General features: G+C 72.9%; 15 protein-coding genes. 5 read left to right on the top strand and 10 right to left on the bottom strand.

The window, feature by feature from the left end:
• Nucleotides 1–6: 6 nt before the first annotated feature.
• Nucleotides 7–1,362, bottom strand: a complete 1,356-nt coding sequence (locus tag FHG89_RS10790) for an MFS transporter (RefSeq protein ID WP_425280165.1) — start codon at nucleotides 1,360–1,362, stop codon at nucleotides 7–9.
• Nucleotide 1,363: 1 nt separating this feature from the next.
• On the opposite strand from FHG89_RS10790, the gene FHG89_RS10795 reads away from it, so the two are divergent.
• A complete protein-coding gene (locus FHG89_RS10795; RefSeq protein WP_139584237.1) occupies nucleotides 1,364–2,371 on the top strand; it encodes a GlxA family transcriptional regulator in 1,008 nt (335 codons plus the stop codon).
• Between the two features lie 301 nt (nucleotides 2,372–2,672).
• Here FHG89_RS10795 and FHG89_RS10800 read toward each other — a convergent pair whose 3' ends face one another.
• From FHG89_RS10800 to FHG89_RS10835, 8 genes are all read right to left on the bottom strand, one after another.
• On the bottom strand, nucleotides 2,673–3,137 hold the full coding sequence (locus FHG89_RS10800) for a hypothetical protein (RefSeq protein WP_139584238.1): 465 nt from the start codon (nucleotides 3,135–3,137) through the stop codon (nucleotides 2,673–2,675).
• 28 nt (nucleotides 3,138–3,165) lie between these two features.
• Nucleotides 3,166–5,118 (bottom strand): vWA domain-containing protein, encoded by a 1,953-nt coding sequence (locus tag FHG89_RS10805; RefSeq protein ID WP_139584239.1) that lies wholly within the window; start codon nucleotides 5,116–5,118, stop codon nucleotides 3,166–3,168.
• Nucleotides 5,119–5,120: 2 nt separating this feature from the next.
• Nucleotides 5,121–6,569: a sigma 54-interacting transcriptional regulator gene (locus FHG89_RS10810; protein ID WP_139584240.1), complete on the bottom strand. Its 1,449-nt coding sequence runs from the start codon at nucleotides 6,567–6,569 to the stop codon at nucleotides 5,121–5,123.
• Between the two features lie 66 nt (nucleotides 6,570–6,635).
• On the bottom strand, nucleotides 6,636–7,394 hold the full coding sequence (locus FHG89_RS10815) for a hypothetical protein (RefSeq protein ID WP_244295343.1): 759 nt from the start codon (nucleotides 7,392–7,394) through the stop codon (nucleotides 6,636–6,638).
• A gap of 69 nt (nucleotides 7,395–7,463) precedes the next feature.
• Nucleotides 7,464–8,114 (bottom strand): response regulator transcription factor, encoded by a 651-nt coding sequence (locus tag FHG89_RS10820; protein WP_139584241.1) that lies wholly within the window; start codon nucleotides 8,112–8,114, stop codon nucleotides 7,464–7,466.
• A complete protein-coding gene (locus FHG89_RS10825) occupies nucleotides 8,111–9,355 on the bottom strand; it encodes a histidine kinase (protein WP_139584242.1) in 1,245 nt (414 codons plus the stop codon). The genes FHG89_RS10820 and FHG89_RS10825 overlap by 4 nt, the downstream gene beginning before the upstream one ends.
• 55 nt (nucleotides 9,356–9,410) lie before the next feature.
• A complete protein-coding gene (locus FHG89_RS10830) occupies nucleotides 9,411–9,917 on the bottom strand; it encodes a hemerythrin domain-containing protein (RefSeq protein WP_139584243.1) in 507 nt (168 codons plus the stop codon).
• Nucleotides 9,914–10,894 (bottom strand): aldo/keto reductase, encoded by a 981-nt coding sequence (locus tag FHG89_RS10835; RefSeq protein ID WP_139584244.1) that lies wholly within the window; start codon nucleotides 10,892–10,894, stop codon nucleotides 9,914–9,916. The genes FHG89_RS10830 and FHG89_RS10835 overlap by 4 nt, the downstream gene beginning before the upstream one ends.
• 70 nt (nucleotides 10,895–10,964) lie before the next feature.
• Between FHG89_RS10835 and mgrA the strand changes: the two genes are divergently transcribed.
• Nucleotides 10,965–11,960: an L-glyceraldehyde 3-phosphate reductase gene (gene mgrA, locus FHG89_RS10840; protein ID WP_139584245.1), complete on the top strand. Its 996-nt coding sequence runs from the start codon at nucleotides 10,965–10,967 to the stop codon at nucleotides 11,958–11,960.
• 10 nt (nucleotides 11,961–11,970) lie between these two features.
• Here mgrA and FHG89_RS10845 read toward each other — a convergent pair whose 3' ends face one another.
• Nucleotides 11,971–12,885: a lytic polysaccharide monooxygenase auxiliary activity family 9 protein gene (locus tag FHG89_RS10845; RefSeq protein WP_139584246.1), complete on the bottom strand. Its 915-nt coding sequence runs from the start codon at nucleotides 12,883–12,885 to the stop codon at nucleotides 11,971–11,973.
• 139 nt (nucleotides 12,886–13,024) lie between these two features.
• Between FHG89_RS10845 and FHG89_RS10850 the strand changes: the two genes are divergently transcribed.
• From FHG89_RS10850 to FHG89_RS10860, 3 genes are all read left to right on the top strand, one after another.
• Nucleotides 13,025–13,147 carry a 50S ribosomal protein L36 gene (locus tag FHG89_RS10850; RefSeq protein WP_030490864.1) on the top strand — a complete coding sequence of 41 codons (123 nt, stop codon included), beginning with the start codon at nucleotides 13,025–13,027 and terminating at the stop codon, nucleotides 13,145–13,147.
• Between the two features lie 121 nt (nucleotides 13,148–13,268).
• Nucleotides 13,269–13,529: a YciI family protein gene (locus FHG89_RS10855; RefSeq protein WP_139584247.1), complete on the top strand. Its 261-nt coding sequence runs from the start codon at nucleotides 13,269–13,271 to the stop codon at nucleotides 13,527–13,529.
• Between the two features lie 332 nt (nucleotides 13,530–13,861).
• A partial coding sequence (locus tag FHG89_RS10860) for a cellulose-binding domain-containing protein (RefSeq protein ID WP_208760926.1) occupies nucleotides 13,862–14,316 on the top strand: 455 nt, incomplete at its 3' end.

A 14,316-nucleotide genomic window follows, 5' to 3' on the forward strand; every position in this document is an offset into this window, starting at 1 on the left:
ACCCGCTCAGCCCCGGTAGCTCCAGGCCCGGGGTGCTGTCGCGGCGGCCAGGACGGCCTCCGGCACGGCCCGACCGGGCCTGCGGCGCAGCAGCAGCGACAGCCCGGCGGCGCCGATCGACAGGGCACCGGCCACGTACCAGGCCAGCGCGTAGTCGCCGAGCCGGTCCCGTACCAGCCCCGCCCCCGTCGCCGCGACCGCCGCACCGAGCTGGTGCGCGGCGAACACCCAGCCGAACACCACCGCCCCCGCGCCGCCGAAGTACTCGCGGCACAGCGCCACCGTCGGCGGCACCGTGGCCACCCAGTCCAGGCCGTAGAAGATGATGAACACCAGCATGCTCGGCCGGGCCGTGCCACTGAACAGGCTCGGCAGCACCAGCAGCGACAATCCCCGCAGCGCGTAGTAGGCGCCGAGCAGCAGCCTGCTGTCCACCCGGTCGGTCAGCCAGCCGGAGGCGATCGTGCCGACGATGTCGAACAGACCGACAAGCGCGAGCAGGCCCGCGGCGGTGGTCTCGGTCATGCCGTGGTCGTGCGCGGCCGGCACGAAGTGGGTGCCGACGAGGCCGTTCGTGGTCGCGCCGCAGATCGCGAACCCGCCGGCCAGCAGCCAGAACGGCCGCGTCCAGGCCGCGGCGGCAAGCGCGCCCAACGCGCGGGTCGCCGCGCCGCCGGTCGGCGGTGTCGCCGCCACGACCTCGGTCGCGCCGTAGGCGGGCAGGCCGAGATCCGCCGGGTGCTCGCGCAGCAGCCACACCACCAGGGGTACGACCACCAGCGCGGCCCCGGCCACGACGAGTGCCGCCGTGCGCCAACCGTGGTCGCGTACCAGCACCGCGATCAGCGGGAGGAAGACCAGTTGTCCGGCCGCCCCTCCGGCGGTCAGCACCCCGGTGACCAGGCCCCGACGGTGGACGAACCAGCGACCGGTGACGGTGGCCACGAACGCCAGCGCCATCGAGCCGGTGCCCAGGCCGACAAGCACACCCCAGCAGAGCCACAGTTGCCAGCTCGCGCTCATGAAGACGGTCAGCCCACTGCCCGCGGCCACCAGCAGCAGCGCCACCGAGACCACCCGGCGGATGCCGAACCGGTCCATCAGCGCGGCGGCGAACGGCGCGGTGAGCCCGTAGAGCAGCAGGTTGACCGAGACGGCGGCGGAGATGGTGGCCAGTGGCCAGCCGAACTCCTCGTGCAGCGGGTGCAGCAGCACCGACGGGGTGGCCCGGAAGCCGGCCGCGCCGACCAACGCCACGAAGGCGACGGCGGCGACGAGCCAGGCGGGGTGCAGACGGCGGTTCTTGGTCACGTGACAAGTCTCGGCAGGGGCGCGGGCCACGACGAGTGGCCGGAAAGCCATCATGCGCAATAATCGGGCCATGAGCGTGCGCCCGCACCGGATCGCCGTCCTCGCCCTCGACCACGTGGTCGGCCTCGACCTCGGCACCCCGTCGCAGGTCTTCAGCACCGCCCGGAGCACCGGCGGGTCACACTTCTACGACGTGCGGGTGTGCACGCCCGGCGGGCGGCCGGTCCGCAGCACGGCCGGCTACCAGGTCCTCCCCGACCACGGTCTGGAGCTGCTCGACACCGCCGACACGGTGATCGTCCCCGGCATCCACGACGGCAACGCGCTGACCGCCGGGAGCATCGAACCGGAGGTGGCCGACGCGCTGCGGTCGGCGTACGAGCGGGGCGCACGGGTGATGTCGATCTGCACGGGGGCGTTCGTCCTGGCCGCCGCCGGCCTGCTCGACGGACGGCGGGCCACCACCCACTGGGCGTACGCCGAGCAGTTCCGCCGCCTGCACCAGCGGGTCGACCTCGACCCGGGGGTGCTCTTCATCGCCGACGACCGGATGCTCACCTCGGCCGGGGTGGCCGCCGGCATCGACCTCTGCCTGCACGTCATCCGCCTCGACCACGGCAGCGAGGTGGCCAACCGGGCCGCCCGCCGCTGCGTCATGCCGCCCTGGCGGGACGGCGGCCAGGCGCAGTACATCGAACGCCCGGTGCCCAGGGCCACCGACGCCAGCACCGCGACCGCCCGCGAGTGGGCCCGGCAGCGGCTGCACGAGTCGATCGCCCTGCGTGACCTGGCCGAGCAGGCCCGGATGAGCGTGCGCACCTTCACCAGGCGTTTCCGCTCGGAGACCGGGCTGAGCCCGGCGCAGTGGCTGCTGCAACAGCGCACCGACCACGCCCGACTGCTGCTGGAGACGACCGACCTCACCGTCGACCAGATCGCCCGCCGCTGCGGCTTCGGCACCACCGCCGCCCTGCGTCAGCAGCTGCACCAGCGCATCGGCGTGGCGCCCTCGACCTACCGCCGCACCTTCCATCCGCGACCGGAGTTGATCGAAACCTGATCCGCGACGCGCGGTCACACATACACCGCCCACAGCAGCCCGCACGCCCGACCGCCGCACGCCCGACCGCCCACCGCAGGCCGGCCGATGCTGCCGACTGCGCCGCCCACGCCGGGGCGCCCACGGGCGCGAGAGTCCTGCCGGAGGCATTACTGCGATGAGCGATATACCTGTGAGTCATAGATATGACTCACAGGTATATCGCTCATCAGACCAAGACGCCGGGAAGCCGTGCCACGCCGGGCGGCAGGCCGCCTGACGAGGCGGCTCAGGATCGGCGCGGCTCAGCGAACGGCGCGGCTCACGAGCGGAGCATGTGCAGTTGGGCCTGGTGTTTGGGGAGGTGGACGCGGGCGTGCAGGTCGAGGGTGCGGCCCCAGGGCAGCGACTCTTCGACGACGAGGTCGAAGCCCTCGCGCAGGTGGGTCTCGACCGGGGTCTCGGCGGCCAGGCCGAGCTGGTCGACGAGCCCGCACAGGCGGTCGCTGGTGCCGTGCAGCAACGCGGTCAGGCCGCGCAGGCCGCCCTGCTCGGCGACCAGCGCGTCGAGCTGCGGACGGTGGACGTCCTCCTCCAGCTCGTAGTAGGCGAACGGCGACCCGGCCAGCAACGCCTCGGTGGCCTGGATCATCAGCTCGTCGTTGGCGACCAGATGCGCGACGATCTGCTCGGCAGTGAGCTGCCCCTCCGGAGCCGCCTCGAACTCCCCCGCGTCAAGCTCGGCGAACACGCCGCCGTACGCCCGCCGCAAACCCCCACTCTCCATTCATCCAGTCAACCCGCCCCGGCGGGGGTTAGCGGCGGGATTGGCGGGAGCGGAGGTAGTCGCTTACCACGTACTCGCCCAGGTCGTCGGTGTCGGGGGTGAACATGCGGCCCCGGCTGCGGCGGGCCACCGCGTCGACGAAACGGCGCAGGCCCGGGTCGTCGCCGAGCATGAACAGGTTGAGCATCGCGCCGTAGCGGCTCAGCCGGTCCACCTCCCGGACCGTCGCCTCGATGGTCTCCGGCAGCGGCGGCCAGTGGAACAGCGCCTCCCCGTCGTCCGGGTCCAGGTGCGCGGTCGGCTCACCGTCGGTGACCACCAGCACCACCGGCTCGGCGTCCGAGTGCCGGCGCAGGTGCCGCCCCGCCAGCCGCAACGCGTGCTGGAGGTTCGTGCCCTGCTGCATGTCCGGCTCCACCGCCGCCAACTCCTGCTGGGTGAGCGTCATCGCCTCCCTGCCGAAGCCCACGATCTGCAACGCGTCCTGCGGGAAACGCGTCTCCATCAGGTGCGCCAGCGCCAGCGCCGTCTGCTTCATCGGCCCCCAACGACCCTGGGAGATCATCGAGTACGACAGGTCGACGCAGAGCACCACCGCCGCCGAGGCGCGTTTCTCGGTCTCCACCACCTCGAAGTCGTCCGCTTCGAGTTGCAGCGGAACGCTCGGCCCGGCCCGGCGTACCGCCCGGGTGAGCGTGCGGACGACGTCCAGCGGCTGCTCGTCGCCGTACTCCCAGGGGCGGGACGCGCCGCTGACCTCGCCCGCCGCACCCGCCGAGCGCAGGTCGTGCTGGCCCCGGGGCCCGGCGGTCAGGTCGGCGAAGACCCGCCGCAGGGCGGTCCCGCCGAGCCGGCGCAGCGCCTTCGGGCTCAGCGTCAGCCCGTCCGCGTCCCGGCTCACCCAGCCCTGCCGACGCAGCTCACGCTCCAGCTCGCGTAGCCGGCGGACGTCGTCGGCGGCGTCCCGGCCTAGCGTACGGGCCACCGCGTCGACGTCCACGTCGTCCAGGGTGGCGCCGGGATGCTCCTGGTCGAGCTGGTCCAGCAGGTCGTCCAACTCGCCGATCTCACCGAGCGCGCCGGCCGCGTCGGCGTAGTCCAACGGCTGGTCGCCGCGGACCCGCTCGCCACGGCCCCACCGCAGGTCGGGCCGCAACGACCGCAGGTTCGCGTCGAGCGCGGACAGCTCCCCGGCGAGGCGGTCGCCGAGTGACTGCCGCATGAGGCCGGCCAGTTCGGCGCGCTGCCGCTCCGAGAGTGAGTTCATCAGCCGCTCGCCGGCCGCCGAGCGACGCGCCAGCACGTCGATCAACTCGTCGACGGTCTCCGGCTTCTCCGGGAAGAAGTCGCCGTGCCGGCGCATGAACTCGGCGAACGCGTCGGTGGTGTCCTCCGCACGGGCGTGCCGGGCCAGCAGGTCGTTCAGGTCGGCCATCATCTCGGCGAGCCGCTGCTGGGCGGCCGGGTCGGCGGACGCGCGGACCGCGTCGCGCAGCCCCGCGAAGCGCTGACCGAGCACGTCGTCGCGGAGCTGGTCGAGGATCTGCTGGTACGAGCGGCGCGCGTCCTCGCTTGCCCACTGGTAGCCGGACAGCTCCTCCACCGCCCGCGCGGTGGAGCGGGGCAGGTTGTCCAGCACCGCCTCGGCGAACCGCGCGGCGTCGTCGTCGCGGCCCCGCAGCTCGTCCCGTTCGGCGGCGAGGGCCTGGTCGAGCAGGGCCCGGGCACGGGTCACCGCGCCGTCCAGATCGCCCCGACGCAGCGCCTCGCGGCGCAGTCGCCGAGCCCGGGCGGCCAGGTCGTCCAGGCCACCCCGCCCCTGCGGGCCCCGGCGCAACAGGTCGCGCAGCGCCTCCCGCAGGCTGCCGCCGGCCAGCACCTCGGCGCCGACCGCGTCCACCGCCTCGCGCACGTCGTACGGGGGTGCGAGCGGGTCGGGCCCGCCGTTCCACTGCCCGTACCGGAACCGGTTGCCGGCCACGGTCAGCCCCGGCCGCCGTAGACGGTGCGCCCGGAGTCGGTGACGTCCTTGCCGAGCCGACGGGTCAGGTGCAGACCTTCCAGGACGAACTCGACGGCGGCGGCAGCCTCCTCCGGGGTGGGCGCGTCGCCCAGGTCGAGCCGGTCCAGGACCTTCGCCAGCCCCGGTACGGTGCCGACCTGGCGCAGCAGCTCGGCGGCGCTGACCAGCTCGCCGGTCTCGATCGCCGCACCGTCGTCGACCAGGGCGGTGAAGCCGGACAGGTCCAACCCGGACAGGTGCGCCCGGAACGTCTCGGCGGTCGCGGTGCGCAGCAGGTGGGCGAGGATCTCGATCTCCCGTCCCTCCTCGCCGCTCTCGAACTCCACCTTGCCGCGCAGCGTGCTGGTCACCGACACGGCGTCGCCGACGCGGGCCACCGCCGCCTCGGGGCGCCCCTGTCGGCTGTCGGCGGCGAGCAGGCCGGCGCGGCGCAGCGCGGCGCCGGCGACGGTCTCGGCTGCGGCGATGGCGAACCGGGCGGAGACGCCGGAGCGCGGGTCCACCGACGGCGATTCGCGCACCGCGCGGGCGAACCGGGCCAGCACCTCCAGCACGTGTTCCGGCACGTCGGCGACCAGGTCGGCCTCCTGTCGGATCAGCGCAAGCTCCAACTCCAGGTCGACCGGGTAGTGGGTACGGATCTCCGCGCCGAACCGGTCCTTGAGCGGAGTGATGATCCGGCCCCGGTTGGTGTAGTCCTCCGGGTTGGCGCTGGCCACCAGGAGCAGGTCGAGCGGGAGGCGCAGCTGGTAGCCACGGACCTGGATGTCCCGCTCCTCCAGCACGTTGAGCAGGGCCACCTGGATCCGCTCCGCCAGGTCGGGCAGCTCGTTGACGGCGAAGATCCCCCGGTTGGTACGGGGTACCAGCCCGAAGTGAATGGTCTCCGGGTCGCCGAGAGTACGACCCTGGGCGATCCGGATCGGGTCGACGTCACCGATCAGGTCGCCGACGCTGGTGTCCGGGGTGGCCAGCTTCTCGCCGTAGCGCATCGAGCGGTGCAGCCAGCCGACCGGCAGGTCGTCGCCGGCCTCCGCGACCTGGGCGCGGGACGCCGGGGTGAGCGGGTGCATCGGGTGCTCGTTGAGCACCGAGCCGGGAATGACAGGGGTCCACTCGTCGAGCAGCGCGCCGAGCGAGCGGATCAGTCGGGTCTTGCCCTGGCCGCGCTCACCGAGCAGCACCATGTCGTGCCCGGCGAGCAGAGCCCGCTCGACCTCGGGCAGGACGCTGTCGTCGTAGCCGACGATGCCGGGGAAACGGGGCTCGCCGGAGCGCATCCGGGCCAGGAGGTTGTCGCGGAGTTCCTGCTTGACGGTGCGGTACTGGTGACCGGCCGCCCGTAGCGCGCCGAGCGTGCCGGGCAGGTCGGCCGGTGGAACCGGGATTACCGGGGTAGGCGCAGTCACCCGAGTAACGCTAGCTCACATTCGCGGGGGCGCCCCGGGCATCGAGGGGCACCCCCACCGCCACCCTCAGCCCCGGCCGCAGCGCCCGCAGGCTCCCCGACGGCGCCTGTGGTACGCGTAGGTCGCCGCGGCGAGCGCCACTCCCCACAGCGGCCAGAGCAGCATCGGCGCCCCGGTCAGGCTGACCCCGCCGGTGAGTTCCCAGAACCTGGGGTTGCTGAGCAGCCCGAGGCTGGCGGCGGTCACCGCGATGGCGACAAGGGTGGCCGGCACCACGGCCAGCAGCACCGGCACCCGCCGACCGGCGAGCCCGACCATCCACCGGGGGAACCGTTCGCCCCAGCGTTGCACCAGTCCGAGGGTGAGGACCGCACCGACGGTGGCGAACGCGCCCAGCCCGAATCCGGCCCAGACCAGGCCGCTGTCCTGCATCTCGGTGAGGAACTCGCGGGAGATGCCGAGCGGGATGCCGGCCGCCCAGGCGAACCGGGTCGACGCGTACGTCAGCGGAACCGCCGCCGCGATGCCGGCGGCCCACCGACCCCAGCGCGCGGCGGCGGCCGGGGTGGTCCAGCCCCGGTCGGTGTCGTCGCGGCCGCAGCCGACGCAGGCCCCGGCGGTGCGGCGCTGCCAGGTGAGCACCGCGCCGGCCAGCAGCAGCCCACCGGCCAGCGCGGCGAACCGGCCGAACAGCGCCCAGTTGAAGACGTCGGAGTACTCGACAGGCGGCCAGCCGAACGGCGCTCCGACGATCAGGATCGGCAGGTAGCCGAGGACGACCAGCACCCGGGCGTCCGGGACGACCACGGCGAGTCCGAACGCCACCGCCCAGCCGTAGCCGGCGAGCAGCGCCCGCAGCGGACCGGGCGGGCGGACCGCCGGGCGGGGGACCGGTCAGCCGGACGGGGTGACGAAGCCGGAGTCGTAGGCGGCGATCACGGCCTGCGTACGGTCCCGGACGCCCAGCTTGGCCAGCACGTTACCGACGTGCGTCTTGACCGTCTCCACCCCGACCACCAGGTGCGCGGCGATCTCCGGGTTGGACCGGCCGGTGGTCATCAGCCGCAGCACCTCGGCCTCCCGCTCGGTGAGCCGGGCCGCGCGCAGCCGGTCACCGCCGACCGGCCCGTACGCCCCGACCAGCTGGCGGATCGCGGCCGGGAAGAGCAGCGACTCGCCCGCCGCGACCACCCGGACGGCCTCCACCACCTCGGCGGGTCGGGCCCGTTTGAGCAGGAATCCGGAGGCGCCGGCGCGCAGCGCCTCGTAGACGTACTCGTCGTTGGCGAACGTGGTGACCACCAGCACCCGGGGCGGGTCGGCGGAGGTGGCCAGCAGGTGCCGGGTGGCCTGGATGCCGTCGATGCCGGGCATCCGTACGTCCATCAGCACCACGTCGGGCCGGTGTCGGGCGACCAGGGGCGGCACCTCGGCGCCGTCCGCGGCCTCGGCGAGCACCCGCAGATCGGGTTGGGCGTCGATGATGGCCCGCAGCCCGACCCGGATCAACTCGTCGTCGTCGACGATCAGCACACCTGTGGTCATCTCGCGTCCTCGTAGGGCAGGCGGGCCCGGATCAGCCAGCGGTCGCCGTTCGGCCCCACGGTGAGTCGACCACCGAGCAGCAGCACCCGTTCCCGCATGCCGTCCAGACCCCGACCGGACCGCCCCGTGTCGGCCCGGTCGGGGCGGCTCATCGTGTTGACCAGTTCCAGCTCCAGCGCGTCCGGCCGCAGGTCCAAACGCAGGGTCACCGGCCCGTGGCCGTAGCGGGCGGCGTTGGTCAGTCCCTCCTGGACGATCCGGTAGCCCTCCCGGGAGACGATGGCGGGCAGTCGCGCCGGGTCGCCGACGCGCTGCGCGTGCACGGTCAGCCCGGCCGCGCGGGTGTCGGCGACCAGCCGGTCCAGGTCGGCGAGGGTACGTTGCGGCGCCGCCGAGGGGCGGTCACCGCCGGTCTCGCGGAGCAGCCCGAGCACGTGGTCCAGCTCGTCCATCGCGGTCCGGCCGGCCTCCTCGATGGCGGCGAGCGCCCGCCGGACGAACTCCGGATCGGTGTCGAGCACCTCGCGGGCCGCGCCGGCCTGGAGCGTTGCCACGGTCAGCGCGTGACCGACCGAGTCGTGCAGTTCCCGGGCCAGCCGGTTGCGTTCGGCCAGTCGGGTGGCCCGCGCCTCCAGCGCGGCGATCCGCTCGGCCTGCGCGGGGCCGAGCAGCACCGGCGCCATCGAGACGGCCAGCGCGCCGAGCCCGGCGACGGCGTAGCCGAGGCCGACCAGCAGGGCCACCCCGGTCAGCGTCAGCCAGCCGCCGTCCCGTCCGTCCAGCGGCCCGAACCGCTCCCGGCTGGTCAGCTCGGCGCCCACACCGAACTGCTGCGCGATGAACGCCAGCGCCATCGGCAGCGCACTGAACAGCGCGATCATCACCAGAGCGCCGATGATGAGGTGCGTGGCGATCCAGAGCGCGCTGCGCAGGCGGCTCTCCCGGTCGCCGCGGCGGCCCGGCGCGGGGTCGGGCAGGTCGACGCCGAGCAGCGCCCGTACGGCGGCGATCTCCAGTGCCCGGCTGCCGTCCAGCAGCAGCGGCACCACGGCGATCAGCGCCGCGATCACCAGGAGGGCGTACACCAGTGGGCGGGGGATCGTCGAGTCGGTGAGCAGTTGCGCGAAGGTCACCACGAGGACCCCGTACGGTAGCGCCAGCACACCGCCGAGCAGCAGGAACACGCCGCGTCGCCAGGTGCTGCCGGCGACCAGCGGGGCCAGTGCCGCGCGGAGGGTCATCGGGTCATTCTGCTGCCGTCACCCCGCGTCGCGACTCCCCCGCACCGGGGAGATCTCAGCGGTGGTCGGCGACGTACCCCTGGGGGTCCTTGTCGCGGAACGGCAGGTTGCGGCCGTTCTTGTGCTCGCCGTAGAAGGTCAGCCAGCGCTGGCCCAACTCGGCGCGCAGCTCGGTGCTGGCGTGCCGGCGGAAGTCGGGTAGCGCCTCGTCCTCCTCCTCGGCCAGGTGCTCGCTGTTCTCCCGGCGGGCCGTGCCGACGGCCTCCCACCAGGGCTTCGAGCCGACCGGGTGCAGCTTGGACTCGGCGATGGCGTCGCGGATCTTGTTGTGGTCGCCGATCGCGTCGGCGGTCTCGTCCTCGCCGTCGTCGCCGTGCTTGACCAGGTGCGGGTAGAGGATGGCCTCCTCCGCCTCGGCGTGGATGTCCAGGTGCAGGGCGAGGGCGTCCCAGATGGCGAGCAGTTCCTGCTCGTCGCGGGCGTCGTCGAGGCGGGCGAAGCCGCGCCGGAAGGCGGCGTGGTCGTCCAGGATCAGTGCGGTGATGTCGTCCACTGTGCTCACTTTCCCGTTGGGCGGGCGAACCGGGCGCGCACCATGGCAGGCATCGCGGCGAGGCCGGTGACCGGTCGGAAGCGTTTCGCGGCTTCGGCAAGCGCCGCGTACTCGTCGTCGGCGAGGTCGATGTCCGCGGCAGCGGCGTTGCGTTCCATCTGCTCCACCCCGGACGCGCCGGGGATGGCCAGCACGTTCGGGTGGCGCAGCAGATAGGCGAGCGCGATCTGGCTGGGGGTGGCGTCGTGCGCGTCGGCGACCTGGCGCAGCGTCTCGATCAGGGTGGCGCCGCGTTCCAGGTTCTCCGGCAGGAAGTACGGGTTGGCCCGCCGGACCGCGCCGGAGGGTGGGTTCTTCGCGTCGTAGCGGCCGGACAGGAAACCCTGCGCCAGTGGGCTGTACGCGATGACGACCCGGCCGGCCTGCCGCGCGTACGGCAGCAGGTCCTGTTCGGGGGCGCGGTCCAGCATGCTGTAGCGCACCTGGTTGCTGAGCACCCGCCGGCCGAGCGCCGCCTCGGCGACCTGCCAGCGGCGCAGCCCGTAGTTGCTCACCCCGACCTCGGCGACCAGCCCGACGTCCTGCAACACGCGCATGCCGCGCATGGTGGTGTGGTCGGCGACAAGCGGGTGGGGCTGGTGCACCTGGTAGAGGTCGATGCTTGTGACGCCGAGTCGGGCCGCCGAGGCGACCGCCCGCTGCTGCACCACGGCGGCCACCGGCACCACCGGGAAGATCTTGGTGGCGACGGCTACCTTGGGCCGGTCGTCGCCGAGTGCCGCACCGAGGATCCGTTCGCTGCGTCCGAAGCCGTAGATCTCGGCGGTGTCGAACACCGTCACGCCCAACTCCATGGCCCGCCGGACGATCTGCGCCGCCTGCCGCTCGAAGTCCGGGCCGTAGCCCCACTCCCGGGAGCCGAACTGCCAGGTGCCCAGCCCGATCTTGGACAACGGTTTGGGGGTCTCGAGCGCGATGAACCGCATGGCGTCGAAACTACCCCGATGTCCGGGTTCACACGCCCGATCTCCAGCACCGCCGGCCGGAGCTAGGCTCATGATCGTGACCTACCTCGCCGCGGATGACCGCTACGACACCATGACCTACCGGCGCAGCGGACGCAGTGGCCTGCGGCTGCCCGCCGTCTCCCTCGGGCTGTGGCACAACTTCGGCCCGGACCGCCCGTTCGAACGGCAGCGCGACATCGTCCGGCGCGCCTTCGACCTGGGTGTCACCCACTTCGACCTGGCCAACAACTACGGCCCGCCGCCCGGCTCGGCGGAGGAGAACTTCGGGCGTCTGCTCGCCACCGACCTGAAGCCGTACCGGGACGAGTTGGTCATCTCCAGCAAGGCCGGCTACCTCATGTGGCCCGGCCCGTACGGCGAGTGGGGCTCGCGCAAGAACCTGATCTCGTCGCTGGACCAGTCGCTGGGCCGGATGGGCCTGGAATACGTCGACATCTTCTACTCGCACCGGTTCGACCCGGACACCCCCCTCGAAGAGACGATGGGCGCGCTGGACGCCGTCGTCCGCTCCGGCAAGGCGCTCTACGTGGGCGTCTCGAACTACAACTCGGAGCAGACCGCTCGGGCCGCCGCGATCCTGCGTGAGCTGGGTACGCCGCTGCTGATCAACCAGCCGTCGTACTCGATGCTCAACCGCTGGACCGAGGCCGACCGCCTGCTCGACACGCTGGAGCAGGTCGGCGCCGGTTGCATCGCGTACAGCCCGCTCGCTCAGGGCCTGCTGACCGACCGCTACCTGGGTGGCATCCCGGCCGACTCGCGGGTGCGCACCAGCGTCTTTCTCAACGAGAGCGACCTCAGCGACGAGAAGATGGCCACCATCCGAGGGCTCGGCGGGGTCGCCGAGCGGCGCGGTCAGTCCCTCGCGCAGCTCGCGCTGGCCTGGGCGCTGCGCGATCCGCGGATGACCAGCCTCATCATCGGCGCGAGCAGTGTCGGGCAGTTGGAGACGAACATCGCCGCGCTCGACAACCTCGACTTCACCGCCGAGGAGTTGGCCGAGATCGACGGTCTGCTGAGCTGAGCCGCCCGGGTCACCAGATCCGGCGCCGCCCGGCCCGGTGGTTGCGTACCCCGCACTGCCGGCCGACCGGGGCCGCGACGCTGCGGCGTCGCCACCCGGCGGTGATCAGCAACGCCAGCACCAGCACGGTGGCGGCGCCGACCAGCATCGGCCACCGGGCGCCGAGGTCGGTCACCGACGCCACCGGCACGCCCGGGTCGGCCGCCGCCGCCGCCACCGCCGGTTCGGTGGCGGCCGGCCGGCTCGCGGCGGTACGCGGAGCAGCGGGCGGGCTCTTCGTCGCACCGGCCGCCGTACCGCCGCGGGCCTTGCGGAACACCACGTCCGAGCAGGAGTAGTAGGTGTCCGGCGTGTTGGAGTTCTGCCAGATCGTGTAGATGAGGTGCCGACCCTCGCGGCCCGCCGGCAGCCGGCCAGCGAGTTGGTACGCCTCGGCCCGCACCGGCGGGTCGGTCACGGTGAGGAAGGGGCGCGCCTCCAGGTCCGCCCAGGTGAGCCGCTCGCGGGGGTCGTAGCCGGGGCGGGTGACGTAGAGCCGGAAGGTGCCCCGGTGCTCGATGGTGGTCCGGTACCGGAAGGTGAACGTGGCGCCCGGGGTCAACTCGGTGGACGGCCAGTCGGTCCGGGGCAGGTCCAGTCCCCGGTACGCGGACAGGCCTCCGCTGCACAGTTCGCCGTCGGGGATCCGCTCCCGGTCCCGGCCGTTGATCGCGGCGACCCGCACGTTGTCCCACTCGCGCACGGCAGCGCCCGCCCGGACGGCGGCCTGGCAGGCGGCGGTCGTCGCGTACCGGCCCTGGGGTCCGCAGGCCGCCGCCCGGCTCACCGGGTCGGTCGGGGCGCCGTGCGCGGCGGCGGGCGTGCCGGCCAGCGGCACGGTCGCGGCAGCGACCAGCACGGCGGCTAGCACTCGGCGCATGGTCATGGCGTTGACCTCCCGGGCAGTGGTACGGGCGCGGAGGGTCAAAGGTTCGACGTCGGGTGGCCGGGAATCGTGGCGCCGGCCCCGGCGTTTCGATAGACGGTACGAATTCAGGCCAAACCCCCAGGCCGAGGAGGCAGACATGAAGGTACGTAGCTCCTTGCGTGCGCTGAAGCAGAAGCCGGGTTCGGTGGTGGTCCGCCGTCGTGGCCGGGTGGTCGTGGTGAACCGCGCGAACCCGCAGTGGAAGAGCCGCCAGGGCTGATCCCGCCCTCACCGGACATACAGCCTACGAACGCCCTGACCGGATCACTCCGGTCAGGGCGTTTTCGCGTGCCCGAATCGACTATGGTGCTCCGATAGACCGCCCCGAGAAGGAGGAACCGGTGTTCATCCTGGAACTGTCCTTCGGGGCCGAACCGGACCGGCTCGCCGCCCGACCGGCACACCGCGAGCGTCTTCAGGCCCTGCACCAGGAGGGGCGGCTGGCCATGGCCGGGCCGCTCTCCGACGACTCCGGCGCGCTCCTGATCTTCGACGTCCCGGATGCGGAGGCCCTCGCCGCGGTCATCGCCGAGGACCCCTACTACCGCACGCCGGGAGTGACGATCGTGAGCCAGCGGGAGTGGTCACCAATCGTCCGGTAGGTGGTGGCGTGCCCGTCGCGGGCAGCCGGACAGGACCAACCTGGTCACGTACATCTATGGCTTGCCCATGTTAGCGATAACAGCTACCGTCGGCCGCAGAGGCGCAGGGCACGCTTCCACGCTTCACTCGCCCACACCGGCCGCTGACGCGGCCCATGGGCACCCATCTGGTCACTCCGGGCACCCTGGTCGCCATTCGCACGCCACCGGGTGAGGCTGACCGCCCGATTCACCGGGAGCCAACTCCGCACACGCCGGATCCGGCGACGGCACCCGTCGTCGGGACATCCGCATCCACCACCCAGGCGCCACCGCGGCGAGGAGTTCCCCTGATGACTTCGCAGTACATCCGAACAGCACGCCGACGGGTCAGCCTCGTCGTCGGCGCAGTAATCACGCTGCTGGCGGCCGGCCTGATGGTCGCCGGCAACGCCCAGGCGGCGGCCGGCTGCCAGGTCGCCTACACCGTGCCGTCGCAGTGGCAGGGTGGCTTCACCGCCGACGTGAAGGTCACCAACCTCGGCGACGCGATCAACGGCTGGAGCCTGACCTGGAGGTTCCCGTCCGGCCAGCGGGTCAGCCAGGCATGGAACGCGACGGTCACCTCGTCGGGTGACCAGGTCACCGCGAGGAACGTGAGCTACAACGCGGCCCTCGCCACGAACGCGAGCGCCTCCTTCGGCTTCAACGGCTCGTGGTCGGGTGCCAACACCGCACCGGCGTCGTTCGCCCTCAACGGGGTCACCTGCACGGGCAGCGTGGGCACACCCACGCTGCCCGTGCAGGT

It is taken from the genome of Micromonospora orduensis, assembly GCF_006228125.1.
In the GTDB taxonomy this organism is placed as follows: Bacteria; Actinomycetota; Actinomycetes; order Mycobacteriales; family Micromonosporaceae; genus Micromonospora; species Micromonospora orduensis.

What these genes read in the sequence shown, in the direction of transcription:
- FHG89_RS10845 (WP_139584246.1), bottom strand. Translation starts at nt 12,885, where the DNA reads ATGACCATGCGCCGAGTGCTAGCCGCCGTGCTGGTCGCTGCCGCGACC.
- FHG89_RS10795 (WP_139584237.1), top strand. Translation starts at nt 1,364, where the DNA reads ATGCGCAATAATCGGGCCATGAGCGTGCGCCCGCACCGGATCGCCGTC.
- FHG89_RS10850 (WP_030490864.1), top strand. Translation starts at nt 13,025, where the DNA reads ATGAAGGTACGTAGCTCCTTGCGTGCGCTGAAGCAGAAGCCGGGTTCG.
- mgrA (WP_139584245.1), top strand. Translation starts at nt 10,965, where the DNA reads ATGATCGTGACCTACCTCGCCGCGGATGACCGCTACGACACCATGACC.
- FHG89_RS10835 (WP_139584244.1), bottom strand. Translation starts at nt 10,894, where the DNA reads ATGCGGTTCATCGCGCTCGAGACCCCCAAACCGTTGTCCAAGATCGGG.
- FHG89_RS10820 (WP_139584241.1), bottom strand. Translation starts at nt 8,114, where the DNA reads ATGACCACAGGTGTGCTGATCGTCGACGACGACGAGTTGATCCGGGTC.
- FHG89_RS10790 (WP_425280165.1), bottom strand. Translation starts at nt 1,362, where the DNA reads ATGGCTTTCCGGCCACTCGTCGTGGCCCGCGCCCCTGCCGAGACTTGT.
- FHG89_RS10825 (WP_139584242.1), bottom strand. Translation starts at nt 9,355, where the DNA reads ATGACCCTCCGCGCGGCACTGGCCCCGCTGGTCGCCGGCAGCACCTGG.
- FHG89_RS10800 (WP_139584238.1), bottom strand. Translation starts at nt 3,137, where the DNA reads ATGGAGAGTGGGGGTTTGCGGCGGGCGTACGGCGGCGTGTTCGCCGAG.